Origin of the sequence: Frigoribacterium sp. CFBP 8751 (assembly GCF_014841545.1) — a bacterium.
In the GTDB taxonomy this organism is placed as follows: Bacteria; Actinomycetota; Actinomycetes; order Actinomycetales; family Microbacteriaceae; genus Frigoribacterium.
Genome location: NZ_JACYUB010000001.1, coordinates 594,720 through 610,660 on the forward strand (window position 1 = coordinate 594,720; position 15,941 = coordinate 610,660).

At 70.4% G+C, this 15,941-nt stretch carries 13 protein-coding genes; 8 read left to right on the plus strand and 5 right to left on the minus strand.

What is annotated here, in order from left to right:
- Positions 1-73 precede the first annotated feature (73 nt).
- Together IFT88_RS02940 and IFT88_RS16970 are read left to right on the plus strand one after the other, a co-directional pair.
- Complete coding sequence (locus IFT88_RS02940; RefSeq protein WP_192118787.1) at positions 74-478, plus strand: DUF4190 domain-containing protein; 405 nt, start codon at positions 74-76, stop codon at positions 476-478.
- Positions 479-654: 176 nt separating this feature from the next.
- Positions 655-1,695 carry a DUF4190 domain-containing protein gene (locus tag IFT88_RS16970; protein WP_249408736.1) on the plus strand — a complete coding sequence of 347 codons (1,041 nt, stop codon included), beginning with the start codon at positions 655-657 and terminating at the stop codon, positions 1,693-1,695.
- Between the two features lie 96 nt (positions 1,696-1,791).
- Here IFT88_RS16970 and IFT88_RS02950 read toward each other — a convergent pair whose 3' ends face one another.
- The gene (locus IFT88_RS02950) at positions 1,792-2,985 is read right to left on the minus strand and encodes a class I SAM-dependent methyltransferase (protein WP_137847589.1); all 1,194 of its coding nucleotides are present in this window, start codon (positions 2,983-2,985) and stop codon (positions 1,792-1,794) included.
- Between the two features lie 144 nt (positions 2,986-3,129).
- Here IFT88_RS02950 and groES point away from each other — a divergent pair, with 144 nt between their 5' ends.
- The 3 genes from groES to IFT88_RS02965 all read left to right on the plus strand — a co-directional run bounded on the left by groES (position 3,130) and on the right by IFT88_RS02965 (position 6,088).
- Positions 3,130-3,426 carry a co-chaperone GroES gene (groES, locus tag IFT88_RS02955; RefSeq protein ID WP_043595988.1) on the plus strand — a complete coding sequence of 99 codons (297 nt, stop codon included), beginning with the start codon at positions 3,130-3,132 and terminating at the stop codon, positions 3,424-3,426.
- A 196-nt stretch (positions 3,427-3,622) separates the two neighbouring features.
- The gene (gene rarD, locus IFT88_RS02960; RefSeq protein ID WP_192118789.1) at positions 3,623-4,603 is read left to right on the plus strand and encodes an EamA family transporter RarD; all 981 of its coding nucleotides are present in this window, start codon (positions 3,623-3,625) and stop codon (positions 4,601-4,603) included.
- A 162-nt stretch (positions 4,604-4,765) separates the two neighbouring features.
- Complete coding sequence (locus IFT88_RS02965) at positions 4,766-6,088, plus strand: ABC transporter substrate-binding protein (protein ID WP_043595989.1); 1,323 nt, start codon at positions 4,766-4,768, stop codon at positions 6,086-6,088.
- A 553-nt stretch (positions 6,089-6,641) separates the two neighbouring features.
- On the opposite strand, the gene IFT88_RS02970 is transcribed toward IFT88_RS02965, so the two are convergent.
- The 4 genes from IFT88_RS02970 to IFT88_RS02985 form a co-directional block, all read right to left on the minus strand.
- Positions 6,642-7,364 (minus strand): ABC transporter ATP-binding protein, encoded by a 723-nt coding sequence (locus tag IFT88_RS02970; protein ID WP_043595993.1) that lies wholly within the window; start codon positions 7,362-7,364, stop codon positions 6,642-6,644.
- Positions 7,365-7,444: 80 nt separating this feature from the next.
- Complete coding sequence (locus IFT88_RS02975; RefSeq protein WP_249408807.1) at positions 7,445-8,521, minus strand: ABC transporter ATP-binding protein; 1,077 nt, start codon at positions 8,519-8,521, stop codon at positions 7,445-7,447.
- Positions 8,522-8,603: 82 nt separating this feature from the next.
- Entirely contained in the window at positions 8,604-9,587 is a 984-nt protein-coding gene (locus IFT88_RS02980) for a branched-chain amino acid ABC transporter permease (protein WP_043595990.1), read from the minus strand.
- 12 nt (positions 9,588-9,599) lie between these two features.
- Positions 9,600-10,955 carry a branched-chain amino acid ABC transporter permease gene (locus tag IFT88_RS02985; protein ID WP_056228596.1) on the minus strand — a complete coding sequence of 452 codons (1,356 nt, stop codon included), beginning with the start codon at positions 10,953-10,955 and terminating at the stop codon, positions 9,600-9,602.
- Positions 10,956-11,315: 360 nt separating this feature from the next.
- Between IFT88_RS02985 and guaB the strand changes: the two genes are divergently transcribed.
- The 3 genes from guaB (at position 11,316) to IFT88_RS03000 (ending at position 15,908) form a co-directional block, all read left to right on the plus strand.
- The gene (gene guaB / locus IFT88_RS02990) at positions 11,316-12,818 is read left to right on the plus strand and encodes an IMP dehydrogenase (protein WP_043595747.1); all 1,503 of its coding nucleotides are present in this window, start codon (positions 11,316-11,318) and stop codon (positions 12,816-12,818) included.
- 47 nt (positions 12,819-12,865) lie between these two features.
- Positions 12,866-13,987, plus strand: a complete 1,122-nt coding sequence (locus tag IFT88_RS02995; RefSeq protein ID WP_043595746.1) for a GuaB3 family IMP dehydrogenase-related protein — start codon at positions 12,866-12,868, stop codon at positions 13,985-13,987.
- Positions 13,988-14,048: 61 nt separating this feature from the next.
- Positions 14,049-15,908: a glycerol-3-phosphate dehydrogenase/oxidase gene (locus IFT88_RS03000; protein WP_082060050.1), complete on the plus strand. Its 1,860-nt coding sequence runs from the start codon at positions 14,049-14,051 to the stop codon at positions 15,906-15,908.
- Positions 15,909-15,941: the final 33 nt, after the last annotated feature.

Below are 15,941 nucleotides of genomic sequence, written 5' to 3' on the forward strand. Positions count from 1 at the left end.
CGGTCGCCGATAGCATGGGCGCTCGACCGACCGCGGCCGTCACCGGCCGACCCTCAGCAGAAGGACGTCCCCGATGACCGACCAGAACCCCTCACCCCACGGCCAGCCCTCGTCGCAGAACCCGTACCAGGGCCAGCAGCCGGCCTACCCGGGGCAGCCCTCCGGCGGTCAGCCGGCCTACCAGGGGCAGAACGGCGCCCGCCCCGGTCAGCGCAACACCCTCGCCCTCGTCTCGATGATCCTGGGCATCGCCGGCTTCGTGACCTCGATCACGGCGCTCGGTGCCATCGTCACCGGCCACATGGCGTTGAGCCAGATCAAGAAGCGGGGCGAAGAGGGCCGCGGCATGGCCCTGACGGGTCTCATCCTCGGCTACGTCGTCGTCGCCCTGACCATCATCGGCATCATCCTGCTCGTGGTCCTGTTCGGTGCCATCGCCAGCAACCCCGACCTCTACGACGGCAGCTACAACTCGTAGGTCGTCCTCGCGTCGTCGGGCATCGCCTCCCAGGGGCCGCTCATCACGACCCTCGCTAGCATGACGGGGTCCGCACCGGACGGTGCGGGCCCTTTCGTGTCCCGGGACGCGACCGTCACAGGCGTGACCGGCCGCTCCGGCGGCACGACCGACGCACCGCTCGCGAAAGGCAGCTGATGGCCACCGACGACACCACCCCCGAGACGCCGTCCTCGGCGCCGACCGCGCCCTCGGCTCCGACGCCGCCCGCGGCACCCACCCCGCCCCCCACGCGCCCGACCGAGGGTGGCGGCGCGGCCACCGCCTCGCCGCCGCTGCCGCCGACCGCCTTCCCGGGGGCCGCGTCGCAGTCGCCCGCCTCGCAGCCGCCCGCCTCGTCGCCGTACGCCGGGGTGCCCCCGACGGGTTCGGCGCCGTACGGTGCACCGCAGGGGGCTCCGGTGCCGCAGTCCCGCCCGGGGCAGGTCCCGCCGGGTGCGCCCCAGCCGCCCCGGCCCCCCTACGGCCAGCCGGGTGCGCAGCCGCCGGCAGGGTACGGGCAGCAGGGCTACGGCCAGCAGACGGGGTACGGCCAGCAGCCCCAGGGTCAACGACCGGGCTACGGCCAGCCGCAGGGTCAGCCGTCGGGCTACGGCCAGCCGCAGGGTCAGCCGTCGGGTCACGGTCAGCCGCAGGGTCAGCCGTCGGGCTACGGTCAGCCGCAGGGCTACGGTCAGCAGCCCCAGGGCCCGCAGCCCTCCGGTCAGCCCGGTGCGCCGTACGGTCAGCAGTCCTACGGCCAACAGGGTCAGCCCGGTGCGCAGTACGGTCAGTCCGGCGCTCAGTACGGTCAGCAGTCCTACGGTCAGCAGTCCTACGGCCAACAGGGTCAGCCCGGTGCGCAGTTCGGCCAGCAGCCCTACGGCTCGCCCTACCCGCCCTACGCCTCGGCGGGTGCCGCTCAGCCCCCTCGCCTGCTCAGCCTGCTCTCGATGATCGGCTCCATCGCCGGCGTCGTGCTCGCGCCCTTCACCTTCGGACTCTCGATCGTGGCGTCCATCGCGGGCATCGTGCTCGGCCACCTGGGCATGTCGCGTGAGCGCCCCGCCCGCGGGTTCTGGCTCACCGGGCTGATCGTCGGCTACGCCGGCGTCGTCCTCATCGTGATCGGCTGGGTGGCCTTCGGCCTCTTCATCGCCGGGTTCTCGTCGAGTTCCGACTACTACGGCGGGTACTGACCGCGGCCGGACCGGACCGGGCCCCGAGCGGGCAGAAGGTGTCGTTCCCGATCCGGCGTACGACGTCTTCTGCCCCTTCGTCGACAGGGCGGGGCCTCAGGCCAGGCGCTCGCAGAGCAGGGCCGTGTGCCGCCCCGCGACGCGGGTCAGCACGAGGGTCGCCGTCCCGGTGCCCTGCAACGAGAGTCGCTTGCGGAACGTCGCCGGATCGACGTCGACCCCGCGCTTCTTGATCTCGAGGCGCCCGATGCCCCGGGCCCTCAGCTCGCGTTTGAGCGTCCGCTCGTCGAGCGGGAAGGTCTCGAGCACGCGGAAACCCTGCGCGAAGGGGGTGTCGACCCGCGCCTCCGTCGTCAGCCAGGCGATGTCGCGACTGATCATGCGGGCGTCGATCGACCGGGCCAGGTCGCCGATCAGGCGCGCCCGGATGACGGCGCCGTCGGGCTCGTAGAGGTACTCGCCGAGGTCGCCCGGGTCCACGTCGTCGGAGTCGGCGGCAGCCGTCAGCTCGGACGCCCCGGAGGCGCTGATCACCAGAGCCGATCGGCCCACCCCCGGCCGCGCGAGCGGACCGAACCACACGCCCACCTCGACCACGTCGCGGTCGACCGAGATCCACTGGCACTCGGCGTCGGTCGGCAGCAGCTCGCGGTCGACCCCGGGGCCGAGCTTGACGCCGGTGGGCAGGCGGTCGGCGAAGCCGAAAGCGACGTCGAGGCCGGGGGACCAGTCGGCCGGATCGGCGAGGCGTTTCGTGGCGCTGTGGCCGGACGTCCGTCGTGCCGGGTCGAGGAAGACGCCCTCGACGCCCCCGAGGTCGGTCGTCTCGGCGTCGCCCTGCTCGACGCGTGACGACGACCAGGGCGCGAGGTTGTACGACGCGACGGCCGCGGTGACCTCGTCGCGGTCGACGGCGAGCACGTCGAGGTCGAGCGCGGCGAACGCCAGGGCGTCGCCACCGATGCCGCAGCCGAGGTCGGCCACGCTGCCGACGCCCGCCGCGGCGTAGCGTCCGGCGTGGCGCGCGGCGACCGGGAGGCGCGTGGCCTGTTCGAGGCCCGCCTCGGTGAACAGCATGCGGCTCGCGAACTCGCCGAACTTGGCTGCGGCCCGGCCACGGAGCCGGGCCTGCGTGAGCACCGCCGACACGAGGGCGGGGGAGTGGCCCTGCTTGCGCAACGCGGCCACCGTGCCGACGACGTCGTCGCCGGTGGCGCCGCCCGTCGGCAGCGAGTCGAGCAGCCGCAGCCCCTCGGGCGAGAGGACTTCGAGCAGCTCGGAGGAATCCATGTCGTCCAGTGTGACGCACGCGGGCCGACGCGTTGGCACTCGGATTGACCGAGTGCCAGTCTCGTCCTACAGTTGTTCTGGCACTCGCCCCCGGCAAGTGCCAGCCCCCATGTTTTCGTAGCACCGAGAAAGAAGAGGTCACCCGTGTCGGTCAGCATCAAGCCGCTCGAAGATCGCATCGTCATTCGTCAGGTCGAAGCCGAGCAGACCACTGCTTCGGGTCTCGTGATCCCCGACACCGCCAAAGAGAAGCCCCAAGAGGGTGAAGTGGTGGCGGTCGGCCCGGGCCGCATCGACGACAACGGCAACCGCGTGCCGCTCGACGTCGCCACCGGCGACAAGGTCATCTACAGCAAGTACGGCGGAACCGAGGTGAAGTACGGCGGAGAAGACCTGCTCGTGCTCTCGGCTCGCGACGTCCTGGCGGTCATCGTCCGCTAGCACCTCGGCACGGCTCCGGCCGTGCTCCGCGACCCCGGTCGCCGTCCCGAAGGCCCCTGCTCCGGCAGGGGCCTTCGTCGTGTCCGCGGCGCGACCACCGGTGACCGTTCGTCCCCAGGCGTGATCGTCCGTCGATCGATCCACGGTGGCAGGAGTGGCCGTTCCGGCGGCGGGCGCAGCCACCTAGAGTCGCCTGGTGACCTCGACCCGCGCCTCCTCGTCCCCCTCCGCCCCGACCTCGGGGCTCGGCGTCGCCGGGGCCGGCGGGGCGGGCCTGGCCTACGCCCTGGGCGCCTACGGGCTCTGGGGCGTGCTGCCGGTGTACTTCCTGTTGTTGGCCCCGGCCGGCCCGTTCGAGATCGTCGCGTGGCGGGTGCTGTTCTCGCTCGTCTTCTGCGCGGTGCTGCTCGTCGTGACGGGGGCGCTGCGATCGTTCCTGGCCCTGCTGCGGCAGCCCCGCCTGGTGGGCACCATGGGGTTGGCGGGGGCGTTCATCGTCGTCAACTGGACGGTCTTCATCTCGGCGACGCTCAGCGGGCACGTGGTCGAGGCGGCCCTGGGGTACTTCATCAACCCGATCGTGACGGTCCTGCTCGGCGTGGTGGTGCTGCGTGAACGTCTGCGCACGACCCAGTGGGTCGCCGTCGGGCTGAGCGCCGTCGCCGTCCTCGTGATCGCGATCGGGGCGGGCAGGCCCCCGTTCATCTCGCTCGTCCTCGCGTTCTCGTTCGGGCTCTACGGCCTGGTGAAGAAGCAGGTCGGTGGGCGGGTCGACGCGGTCGGCGGGCTCACGCTCGAGACGCTCTGGATCGCCCCCTTCGCGGCCGTCACCCTGATCGTGCTGCACGTGACGGGCCTCGGGGGCGGCGTCGTGCTCGGCACCGTGAGCGTCGGGCACACCCTCGCGACGATCGGCACGGGTGTCATCACGGCCGTGCCGCTGCTGCTCTTCGCCTCGGCGACGCGTCGGCTTCCCCTGACGACCGTGGGGCTGACGCAGTACGTCGCCCCCGTGCTGCAGTTCGTCGTGGGCGTCGTCGTGCTCGGCGAGCACATGTCGGCGGCGCGATGGGTCGGCTTCGCGATCGTCTGGGTCGCCTCGATCGTGCTCACCGTCGACATGGTGCGCGCGGGGCGGCGGTCACGTCGACCGCTCGCGGTGGCACCGACCGCCTAGAAACGACCATCCCTCGCAAAGTCACGAATGGCTAACGAAACGTCACTTTGACGTCGAGAACACACGCCAGAAACATTCGACCCCTAGTTTCGGACCAATCGCGGCAGGTTCGACCGCCACCGGTCGGGCTGCACTGCCGCTGTCCACGAAAGGGTTCCACGGATGATCCGATCCAGCACCGCCCTCCGAGCACTGGCTCTCGCCGGCGCAGCCTCCGTGCTGCTCGCTGCCTGTTCGACGGCATCTCCCTCCGACGACGCCTCGTCGTCGTCGTCGGCCAAGGCCGATCCCGCCGCCAAGTGCGAGGTCGGGACGCCCAGCACCGATCCCTTCGCGATCGGCACGATGCTGCCGCTGACCGGAACCCTGGCCTACCTCGGCCCGCCCGCCATCGCGGGGGCGAACCTGGCCATCAGCGACATCAACGCCGCCGGCGGCGTGCTCGACCAGCCCGCCGAGATCTCGACCAGCACCGACTCGGGCGACAGCAACGACATGACCGTGTCGAGCAACGCCGCGACGGAACTGATCGACGCGAAGGTGCCCGTCGTGCTCGGTGCCGAATCGTCGAGCGTCACGCTCAACGTGGTCGACCAGCTCACCAGCAACTGCATCATCGAGATCTCGCCGGCCAACACGGCGAGCTCGCTCAGCGGCTACTCGTCGTACTACTACCGGACCGCTCCGCCGGACTCGGTGCAGGGTTCGGCGCTCGGCCAGCAGATCACGGCCGACGGCAACGCCAACGTCGCGTTCCTCGTCTTCAACGACACCTACGGCACGGGTCTCCGCGACTCGACGCAGAAGTCGATCGAGAGCTCGGGCGGCACCGTCGTCTACGGCGGCACCGGCAAGGGCGAGGAGTTCCCCCCCGGTCAGACCACGTTCTCGTCCGAGGTGTCCGCGGCCATCGCCGCCGAGCCCGACGCGATCGTCATCCTCGCCTTCGACGAGACCAAGTCGATCGTCCCCGAGCTGAAGAGCCAGGGCTGGGACATGAGCAAGGTCTACATGTCCGACGGCAACACGGCCGACTACAGCGCCGACTTCGAGCCCGGCACCCTCGAGGGGGCCAAGGGCACGATCCCCGGTGCCGACGCCAGTGCCGACTTCAAGTCGAAGCTCGTGGCCGGCTACCAGGCGAGCGAGGGCGGCGAACTGGCCGACTTCTCGTACGCGGCCGAGTCGTACGACGCCGTCATCCTGACCGCCCTCGCGGCGCAGGCCGGTGGCGGCACCGACGCCGGGACGATCCAGGCCAACATGGCCGCGGTCTCCGGGGCGAACGGCGGCACCGAGTGCACCACGTACGCGGACTGCAAGACCGCGCTCGACGCCGGTGACGACATCCACTACACCGGCCCCTCGGGCATCGGATCGTTCAACGACAACAACGACCCGTCGTCCGCCTCGATCGGCGTCTACACGTTCGACGCCGACAACAAGCCCGTCTACCAGACCGGCATCGAGGGCAAGGTCGAATAACGGCACCTCGCACCACCCGGGGCCCGGCACGAGTCATCGTGCCGGGCCCTTCGGCGTGCCGAGGAGGTGCCGTGTCGGGTCTCGGCCCCGGCCCCGGCCCAGCACCTGTCCGCCCCGCCCCACACCTCGTCACACCGCGTTTCGTGCACCGCACCGCGTCGAGACCGGGTGCGGTGCACGAAACGCGGTGTGCACGACGGCACGTCCCGGCGCCAAGGCCCTTCTGCGTGCCAGGGAGGCGCGGAGGCGGGCCGCAGGACGGTCGCGACGTCCGCGCCCACCGGGGCCGCGCCTCCTCGTCCCCTGGCCCCACCGGGCGTGGCGTCGCACTCCCTCCGCACCGCGTTTCGTGCACTGCACCGCGTCGAGACCGGGTGCGCTGCACGAAACGCGGCGCGCAGCACCCGCGTCCCCGACGCCAGCGCCCGACGCCAGCGCCAGACGCCAGCGCCCGGCGCCCGGCCCCCGGCGCCCGGCCCCCGGCGCCGGACGCACGCACGAGGCCCCGACCACGCCGGGGCGTGATCGGGGCCTCAAGGCGCCACCGGGGGCGTCAGGACGCGTCGACGTCCTTCGCCAGGGTGCCGAGGTAGAGCTCGATGACCTTGGGGTCGTCGGCCAGCTCGCGGCCGGTGCCCGAGTAGGCGTTGCGGCCCTGGTCGAGGACGTAGCCGCGGTCGCAGATCTGCAGGCAGCGGCGGGCGTTCTGCTCGACCATGATCACCGAGACGCCGGCCTTGTTGATGCGGCGGGTGCGGATGAACGTCTCGTCCTGGCGCACGGGCGACAGGCCGGCGGACGGCTCGTCGAGCAGCAGCACCTTGGGGTCCATCATCAGGGCCCGGGCCATGGCGACCGACTGGCGCTCACCGCCCGAGAGCGATCCGGCCCGCTGGCCGCGACGGTCGGCGAGCACCGGGAAGAGGTCGTAGATGACCTCGAGGCGCTCGGCGAACTTCTTGGGCCGCAGGAACATGCCCATCTGCAGGTTCTCCTCGATGGTGAGCGAGGGGAACACGTTGTTGGTCTGCGGCACGAAGCCGACGCCCGCCTCGACCAGCTTGTTGGCCTTGAGGTTCGTGATGTCGGTGCCGCCGAGGGTGACCGATCCCGAGTGGATCTTGACCTGGCCGAAGAGCGCCTTGAGCAGCGTCGACTTGCCCGCGCCGTTCGGGCCGATGATGCCGATCAGTTCGCCGGGGTAGCAGACGAGGTCGCACCCGTTGAGGATGTTCACGCCCGGCAGGTAGCCGGCGACGAGATCGGTCGCGTTCATGACCGGTTCGACGCCCGCGAACTTCTCGGTGCCCGGGTGCTTGGGGGCGGTGGTGGCGCCCGCGCCGTCCTGTGCCGTGCTCATCGCTTGTCTCCGCTCTGCCGTCCGTCGGACAGCTGGTCGTCGGCCGCGTTCGTGGCCTGCGGGGTCGAGGGGTCGGGGTGGCCGGGCAGGTCGCGTCCCGCGACGCCGCCGGTGGACGAGGAGGCGCTGGTCGCCTCGGCTGCGCGGGCCGCGTCCTCGCGCGCCACCTCTTCTTCGAGCTGTTCGAGCGTGGCGTCGTCGAGCAGCGAGTCGTCGCCCAGGTCGGTGTCGTGGTGCGCGCCCAGGTAGGCGTCGATGACGGCCTGGTCGTCCATGACCGTGTCGGCCGGGCCCTCGGCGACGATGCGCCCCTCGGCCATGACGATCACCCAGTCCGAGATGTGGCGGACCATGTGCATGTCGTGCTCGACGAAGAGGACCGTGGTGCCGTCGTCGCGCAGGCTCTGGATGTGCCCCAGGAGCGACTGCGTCAGCGCCGGGTTCACGCCGGCCATCGGCTCGTCGAGCATGATCATGGCCGGGTCGCTCATGAGGGCACGGGCCATCTCGAGCAGCTTGCGCTGGCCGCCCGAGAGGCTGCCGGCGAAGTCGTCCTTCTTCTCGAGCAGCTTGAACCGGGCGAGGAGGTCCTCGGCCTTGGCCTCGATCTCGCGCTCTCGCTTGCGCCAGAGCGGCGCGACGATCGCGACGAAGAAGTTCTCGCCGGGCTGGTCCTTCGCGCCCAGCAGCATGTTCTGCATGACCGTGAGCCGCGAGAGCGCCTTGGTCAGCTGGAACGTCCGCACCATGCCCGATCGGGCGACCTTGGCGGCGCCCACGTTGCCCATGGCCCTGCCCTCGAACACCCACTTCGCGACGCCCGGACCGCCGCGCTTGAACGCCGTGGGGGCGGACGAGGCCTTGTCGAAGCCGGTCAGCAGGTTGAAGAAGGTCGTCTTGCCGGCGCCGTTGGGGCCGATCAGTGCCGTGATGGCACCGCGCTGCACCTCGACGTGGCCGACGTCGACGGCGGTCATGCCGCCGAAGCGTCGGACGACGTTGTCGACCGTGAGGATCGGGTCGGGCTTGGCCGACCCCGGGGTCCGCTCGACCGTGGTGAGCTTCGAGCGCAGAACGCTGCGGTCGTAGTCGTAGCCCTCGCGGCGGGGCAGCGTGCTGCCGCTCGGGGCCGGTCCGTTGGTGGTGCTCGAGGTGTCAGACACTGAACGCCAACTCCTTCTTCTTTCCGAGGATGCCCTGTGGCCTGAAGATGATCAGCAGCATCAGGGCGATGCCGACGAGGATGTACGAGAACTGCTCGGCCTGCTGGCCGTTCATGATGTTCGACGGGATGAAGTCGCCGGCGAGGGTCCGCACCAGCAGGCGGGTGACGAAGAACAGGATCGCTCCGAGCACCGGGCCGAACACGGTGGCCGCACCACCGAGCAGCAGGGCCGTCCAGATGAAGAAGGTCATCGACCGTCCCATGCTGTCCGGCTGCACCGAGCTCGGCAGGACGTAGATGATGCCGGCGAGCGACCCCATCAGCGCGCCGAGCACGAGGGCCTGCATCTTGTACGAGTAGACGTTCTTGCCGAGGCTGCGCACGGCGTCCTCGTCCTCGCGGATGCCCTTGAGCACGCGGCCCCACGGGCTGCGGCTGAGCAGGAAGACCAGCAGGCTGAGCAGGGCGACGATGCTCCAGCCGGCGATGCGGATCCACCAGCCGTTGACGCCGTTGTTCTCGTAGGTGAACCACAGGATCGTCGTCTGGCCGTCGGGCAGCGGCGAGAGGGCGGTGAAGGCCTCGCGGTACGAAGCCCCGGGGATGCCGTTCGAGCCACCCGTCGTGGTCGTCAGGATGCTCGACCGTCCCACGTACCGGATGATCTCCGCCGAACAGATGGTGACGATGGCCAGGTAGTCACCCCTCAGTTTCAGCGTCGGCACGCCGAGGATGAGCGCGAAGACCAACGAGCAGAGCAGGGCGATGATGACGGCGAGCCCCAGGGGCAGGCCGTTGCTGATCGAGATGGCGAAACCGTAGGCACCGAGCAGCAGGAACGCCGCCTGGCCCATGTTGATCAGGCCGGTGAAGCCGAAGTGGATGTTCAGGCCGATGGCGGCGATGGCGAAGGCGGCCGTCGTGGGCGCGAGGGCCTCGGCGCTCAGCGCCCGCAGGAGTTCGATGAAGTACATGGTCGTGTCCCCTTAGCCCACTCGTTCTTTTCGCCCGAAGATGCCCTGTGGTCTGAACACGAGGATCAGGATCAGGATCAGCAGCGCCGTCGCGTACTTGAAGTCGCCGGGCAGCCAGATGTTGGTCAGCTCGACGATGATGCCGATGATCAGCGAACCGACCAGGGCCCCGAAGGCCGTGCCGAGGCCACCCAGGGTGACGGCGGCGAAGATCAGCAGCAGGATCTGCAGGCCGGTCATCCAGTTGACGCCGTTGAGCACGAGGCCGAGCATGACGCCCGAGAGGCCGGCCAGACCGGCCGCCAGCGTCCAGACCAGGCGGATGATGCGGTCGACGTCGATGCCCGAGGCCGCGGCGAGGGCCGGGTTGTCCGACACGGCGCGGGTGGCGCGGCCGGTGCGGGTCTTCAGCAGGAACAGTCCCGTGCCGACCAGCACGACCACCGAGATCGCCATCGCGACGTACGACTGGACGGTCAGGGTCACGCCGAGGAACTCGACGGTGGTCGGGTTGTCGCGATCGATGCGCACGGTGCCGGCGCCGTAGAAGTACTGGAAGGCGTACTGCAGGGCGATCGAGAGGCCGATGGTCACGATCATCAGCTGCGTGAGGCTGAGCCGGCGCTTCCGCAGGGGTTTCCAGATCGCGAGGTCCTGCAGGTAGCCCGTCGCCGCGCAGATCACCGTGCTGAGCACCGCGGCCAGGATCAGCGGCATCCCGATCGAGGTGAACGAGTAGGCCAGCAGGCCGCCGAGGGTCACCTGCTCGCCGTGCGAGAAGCTGCTGAGGCCCGTCGTGCCGTAGATCAGCGACAGGCCGATGGCCGCGAGGGCGAGCAGCAGGCCGAGCCGGATGCCCGAGGCGAACTGCTGCGCGAAGCGGTCCCAGTTGAAGCTCGACGCGGTCGCGGCGCCGCTCGTGGCGCCTTCCTCGGCGGTGAGGGCGAACAGGGCGCTCGCCGTGGCCCCGAGGTTCACGGTCACGGTGCGCTCGGCGTTGTCGGCGTTCACCAGGAACTGGCCGTCGGGCAGGGTGTCCTGGTCGACCGTGACGGTGTAGCTGCCGGCCTCGGTCACCGCGATGCTCCATCGACCGGTGTCGTCGGTGGTCGCGGTCTGCTCGTCGCCGGTCGCGTTCGTCGCGATCACGTCGACGCCCGAGGCGGGCTCCCGCTCGCTGTCGTTGATCGTGCCCTGGATGCAGCCGGTCGTCGCGTCGGTGGTGCAGGCAGCGGCCGCGGCGTGGGCGGCCGTCGGGGCGAACGCCCCCATGAAGGTCGCCAGGAGTCCGAGCAGTACGGCGGAGGCCGTCACGATCAGGGACTGCCGCAGCCGTGGCCGCGACGCGATGGTCGTCGAGAGTCTCACAAAACCTCCTGGTGGGAAGCGCCCCGTCGAGATTCGGGCGGTCTCGTTCTGCTCCCGGGGCGTCGTCGTCGCTGACAGTAACTCCGCTGTGTGTCGAGCATGTTTCAGGTGCGAGACGGAGTGGAGTCGGTACAGAATCCCCCATGTCGAGCGAGAATCACGAATCTTCCGTGTGTCGGATCGGTAACGGTGCCGTTCCGTTGCGTCCCCGGGGGGCCGCCACGCGCCTCCTCGTCGTCCGCGAGGGACGCGCCCGACAGGAATGCAGGAGGCGCGGGCTGGGTTAATATCGACTACCGGGCTCGACGGCGAACCGGTGCCAACCCACCCACCCTCATCTCGCTCCTTCGAAGGGGACTCATGGACCAGCCGGACCCGTTCGGATTCATCGGACTCACCTACGACGACGTCATGCTGCTTCCGGGCCGCACCGACGTCATCCCGAGCGAGACCGACACCTCGTCGCAGCTCACCAAGCGCATCCGGGTCGCGGTGCCGCTGCTCTCGGCCGCGATGGACACCGTGACCGAGTCGCGCATGGCCATCGCCATGGCGCGCCAGGGTGGCATCGGCATCATCCACCGCAACCTCTCGATCGCCGACCAGGCCGCGCACGTCGACAAGGTCAAGCGCAGCGAGTCGGGCATGATCACCAACCCCGTCACGACGACGCCCGACGCCACGGTGGCCGAGGTCGACGCGCTCTGCGGGCAGTTCCGCGTCTCGGGCCTGCCGGTCGTCGAGGGCGACGGCACGCTGGTCGGCATCATCACCAACCGCGACATGCGCTTCGTGTCGCCGTTCGAGATGTCGACGACGCTCGTCCGCGACGTCATGACCAAGGCCCCGCTGATCACCGCGCCCGAGGGTGTCGACCCCGACTCGGCGATCGCCATCTTCGCGCAGCACAAGATCGAGAAGCTGCCCCTGGTCGACGAGGCCGGGCACCTGCGCGGCCTCATCACCGTCAAGGACTTCGACAAGAGCGAGAAGTACCCCGACGCCACGAAGGACGACGAGGGCCGCCTGCGGGTCGGCGCCGCGATCGGCTTCTTCGGCGACGCGTGGGAGCGCGCCGGCGCCCTGCGTGACGCGGGGGTCGACGTCCTCGTGGTCGACACGGCCAACGGCGAGAGCTCGGGCGAGCTCGACATGATCCGTCGCATCAAGGCCGATCCGAGCTTCGCGCACATCGACGTGATCGGTGGCAACGTCGCCACGCGCAGCGGTGCCCAGGCCCTGATCGAGGCCGGTGCCGACGCCATCAAGGTCGGCGTGGGGCCGGGTTCCATCTGCACCACCCGCGTCGTCGCGGGCGTGGGCGTGCCGCAGGTCACGGCCGTCTACGAGGCCTCCCTCGCCGCGCGCGAGGCAGGCGTCCCGGTCATCGCCGACGGTGGTCTGCAGTACTCGGGCGACATCGCCAAGGCCCTCGTCGCCGGCGCCGACACGGTCATGCTGGGCTCGTTGCTCGCCGGCTGCGACGAGAGCCCGGGCGACCTGGTCTTCGTGGGCGGCAAGCAGTTCAAGAACTACCGCGGCATGGGCTCGCTGGGTGCGATGCAGACCCGCGGCAAGAACACGTCCTATTCGAAGGACCGCTACTTCCAGGCGGACGTGCCGAGCGACGACAAGCTCATCCCCGAGGGCGTCGAGGGCCAGGTGCCCTACCGCGGCGCGCTCAACAACGTCGTGTACCAGCTCAGCGGCGGTCTGCGTCAGTCGATGTTCTACGTCGGCGGCCGCACCGTGGCCGAGCTCAAGGCCAAGGGCAAGTTCGTCCGGATCACCGCGGCCGGCCTGAAAGAGAGCCACCCGCACGACCTGCAGATGGTCGTCGAGGCCCCCAACTACCGCCGGTGATGCCTCCGGGCCGGGGGTGCGACCCCCGGCTCCGGTAGGGTGGCACGGTGACTGAGGTAGAGATCGGCGTCTCCAAGCGAGCCCGCCGCGCGTACGCGTTCGACGACATCGCCATCGTTCCGAGCCGGCGCACGCGCGACCCGCGCGACGTCTCGGTCGGCTGGTCGATCGATGCGTTCCAGTTCGAGTCGCCGGTCATCGCCGCGCCCATGGACTCGGTGGTCAGTCCCGCCACGGCGATCCGCATCGGCCAGCTCGGCGGCCTCGGCGTCCTCGACCTCGAGGGCGTCTGGACGCGGTACGACGACCCCGAGCAGGTGCTGGCCGAGATCCGCGAGCTCTCCGACGACGACTCGGTCGCCCGCATGCAAGAGATCTACAGCGAGCCGATCAAGCCCGAGCTCGTCCGCGACCGCCTCGCCGAGATCCGCGCCGCCGGGGTCACCGTCGCCGGTGCCCTCAGCCCGCAGCGCACCCAAGACCTGTACCAGACGGTCGTCGACGCCGGCGTCGACCTCTTCGTCATCCGGGGCACGACGGTCAGCGCCGAGCACGTCTCGAAGAACAGCGAGCCGCTCAACCTCAAGAAGTTCATCTACGAGCTCGACGTCCCCGTCATCGTCGGCGGGGCCTCGACGTACACCGCCGCACTGCACCTGATGCGCACGGGTGCCGCCGGCGTCCTCGTCGGGTTCGGGGGCGGCGCGGCCAGCACGACCCGCGCCTCCTTGGGCATCCACGCACCGATGGCGAGCGCCGTGGCCGACGTGGCGGGTGCACGCCGCGACTACCTCGACGAGTCGGGCGGGCGCTACGTGCACGTCATCGCCGACGGGGGTCTGGGCACGTCCGGCGACCTGGTCAAGGCCATCGCCTGCGGTGCGGACGCCGTCATGCTCGGTGCCGCGCTGGCCCGGGCCGACGACGTGCCCGGCGGCGGCTACCACTGGGGCGCCGAGGCGCATCACCCCGAGCTGCCCCGCGGTCGCCGCATGCACGTGGGCACCATCGGTTCGCTCGAGAAGATCCTCTACGGCCCCGCCACGACGGTCGACGGCACGTCGAACATCATGGGCGCGCTGCGTCGTTCGATGGCGACCACCGGCTACAGCGACCTGAAAGAGTTCCAGCGCGTCGAGGTGGTTGTGGCCCCCTACCAGCCTCACTAGCGTTTGATGGGGTGGTCCGGTCGAGAGGCCGGGCCGACCGAATCCAACGATGGAGGCTCGCATGGCCAAGTCCGCGTCCGTTTCGCTCTCCACGAAGCTCGGCCCCGACGAACGGGCCGCAGCCGTCGAGGCGTTGAAGACGAAAGAACTCGACATCCTCGTGATCGGGGGTGGCATCGTCGGTGCGGGTTCCGCGCTCGACGCCGTGACCCGCGGCCTGAGCGTCGGCATCGTCGAGGCCCGTGACTGGGGCTCGGGCACGTCGAGCCGCTCGTCGAAGCTCGTGCACGGCGGCATCCGCTACCTCGAGCAGCTGAACTTCCGGCTCGTCCGCGAGGCCCTGATCGAGCGTGGCCTGCTGCTGCAGCGTCTCGCGCCGCACCTGGTGAAGCCCGTGCGGTTCCTCTACCCGCTGAGCAAGCCGGTCTACGAGCGGTTCTACATCGGTGCCGGCATGGCGCTCTACGACATCTTCAGCTGGACCGGCGGCCGCCCGCCCGGCGTTCCCCACCACCGCCACCTCAGCAAGACGCAGGTGTTGCGGGCCATCCCGAGCTTGTCGAAGGACGCCGTCGTCGGCGGCCTCACCTACTACGACGCTCAGGTCGACGACGCCCGCTACGTCTCGTCGCTGGTGCGCACCGCGTCGAGCTACGGCGCCCACGCCGCGAGCCGCATCCGGGTCGAGGGCTTCGTCAAGGTGGGCGAGCGGGTCGTCGGCGTGAAGGCCCACGACTACCAGACCGGCGAGCACTTCGAGATCCGGGCGAAGCAGGTCGTCAACGCGACCGGCGTCTGGACGGACGACACGCAGGCGATGGTCGGCGAGCGGGGTCAGTTCAAGGTGCGGGCGTCGAAGGGCGTGCACCTCGTGGTGCCGCGCGACCGCATCCACTCCGACATGGGCATGATCTTCCGCACCGAGAAGAGCGTCCTGTTCGTCATCCCGTGGGGCCGCCACTGGCTCGTCGGCACGACCGACACCGACTGGGACCTCGACAAGGCCCACCCCGCGGCGACGGCGGCCGACATCGACTACATCCTCGAGCACGTCAACAAGGTCATGGCCGTGCCGCTCACCCGTGCCGACGTCGAGGGCGTCTACGCCGGCCTGCGACCGCTGCTGGCGGGTGAGTCCGACCAGACGTCGAAGCTGTCGCGCGAGCACATCGTGGCGCACACCGTGCCCGGTCTCGTCGTGGTGGCCGGCGGCAAGTGGACCACCTACCGGGTCATGGCCGAGGACGCCATCGACGAGGCCGTCGCAGCCCTCGACGGTCGCATCCCGTCGAGCACGACCATGGAGATCCCGCTGATCGGCGCCGAGGGGTACCACGCGGCGTGGAACAAGCGCGGCAAGATCGCGAAGGCGTTCGGCGTCCACAAGGTCCGCATCGAGCACCTGCTCAACCGGTACGGCACCACGACGGACGAGATCCTCGACCTCATCCGTGACGACCCCTCGCTCGCCGAGCCGCTGCCCGGGGCCGACGACTACATCCGGGCCGAGGTCGTCTACGCCGCGAGCCACGAGAGCGCCCTGCACCTCGAGGACGTGCTCGCCCGCCGCACCCGCATCTCGATCGAGGCGTGGGACCGGGGCGAGTCCGCCGCCCCCGTCGCCGCCAAGCTGATGGCCGGCGTGCTCGGCTGGAGCGACGACGAGGCCGAGGCCGAGGTCGCGAACTACTTGAAGCGCGTCGCGGCCGAGCGGGCGAGCCAGCTCGAGCCCGACGACGAGTCGGCCGACCGGGTCCGCCTCGAGGCACCCGACATCACCTTCGGCTTCGACGAGGACGACATGGTCGTCGCCGGTGCCGACCAAGGAGGCGCGCCCAAGCCGGGCGAGAAGGTCACCGAGCCCGCGGGCACGCCGGGCGACGACACCTCGGCGGGCAGCCCGGGCGGTCGCCAGGGCTGACCCCGCGGTCGCTCGCGCGACCATCTGCAGGAG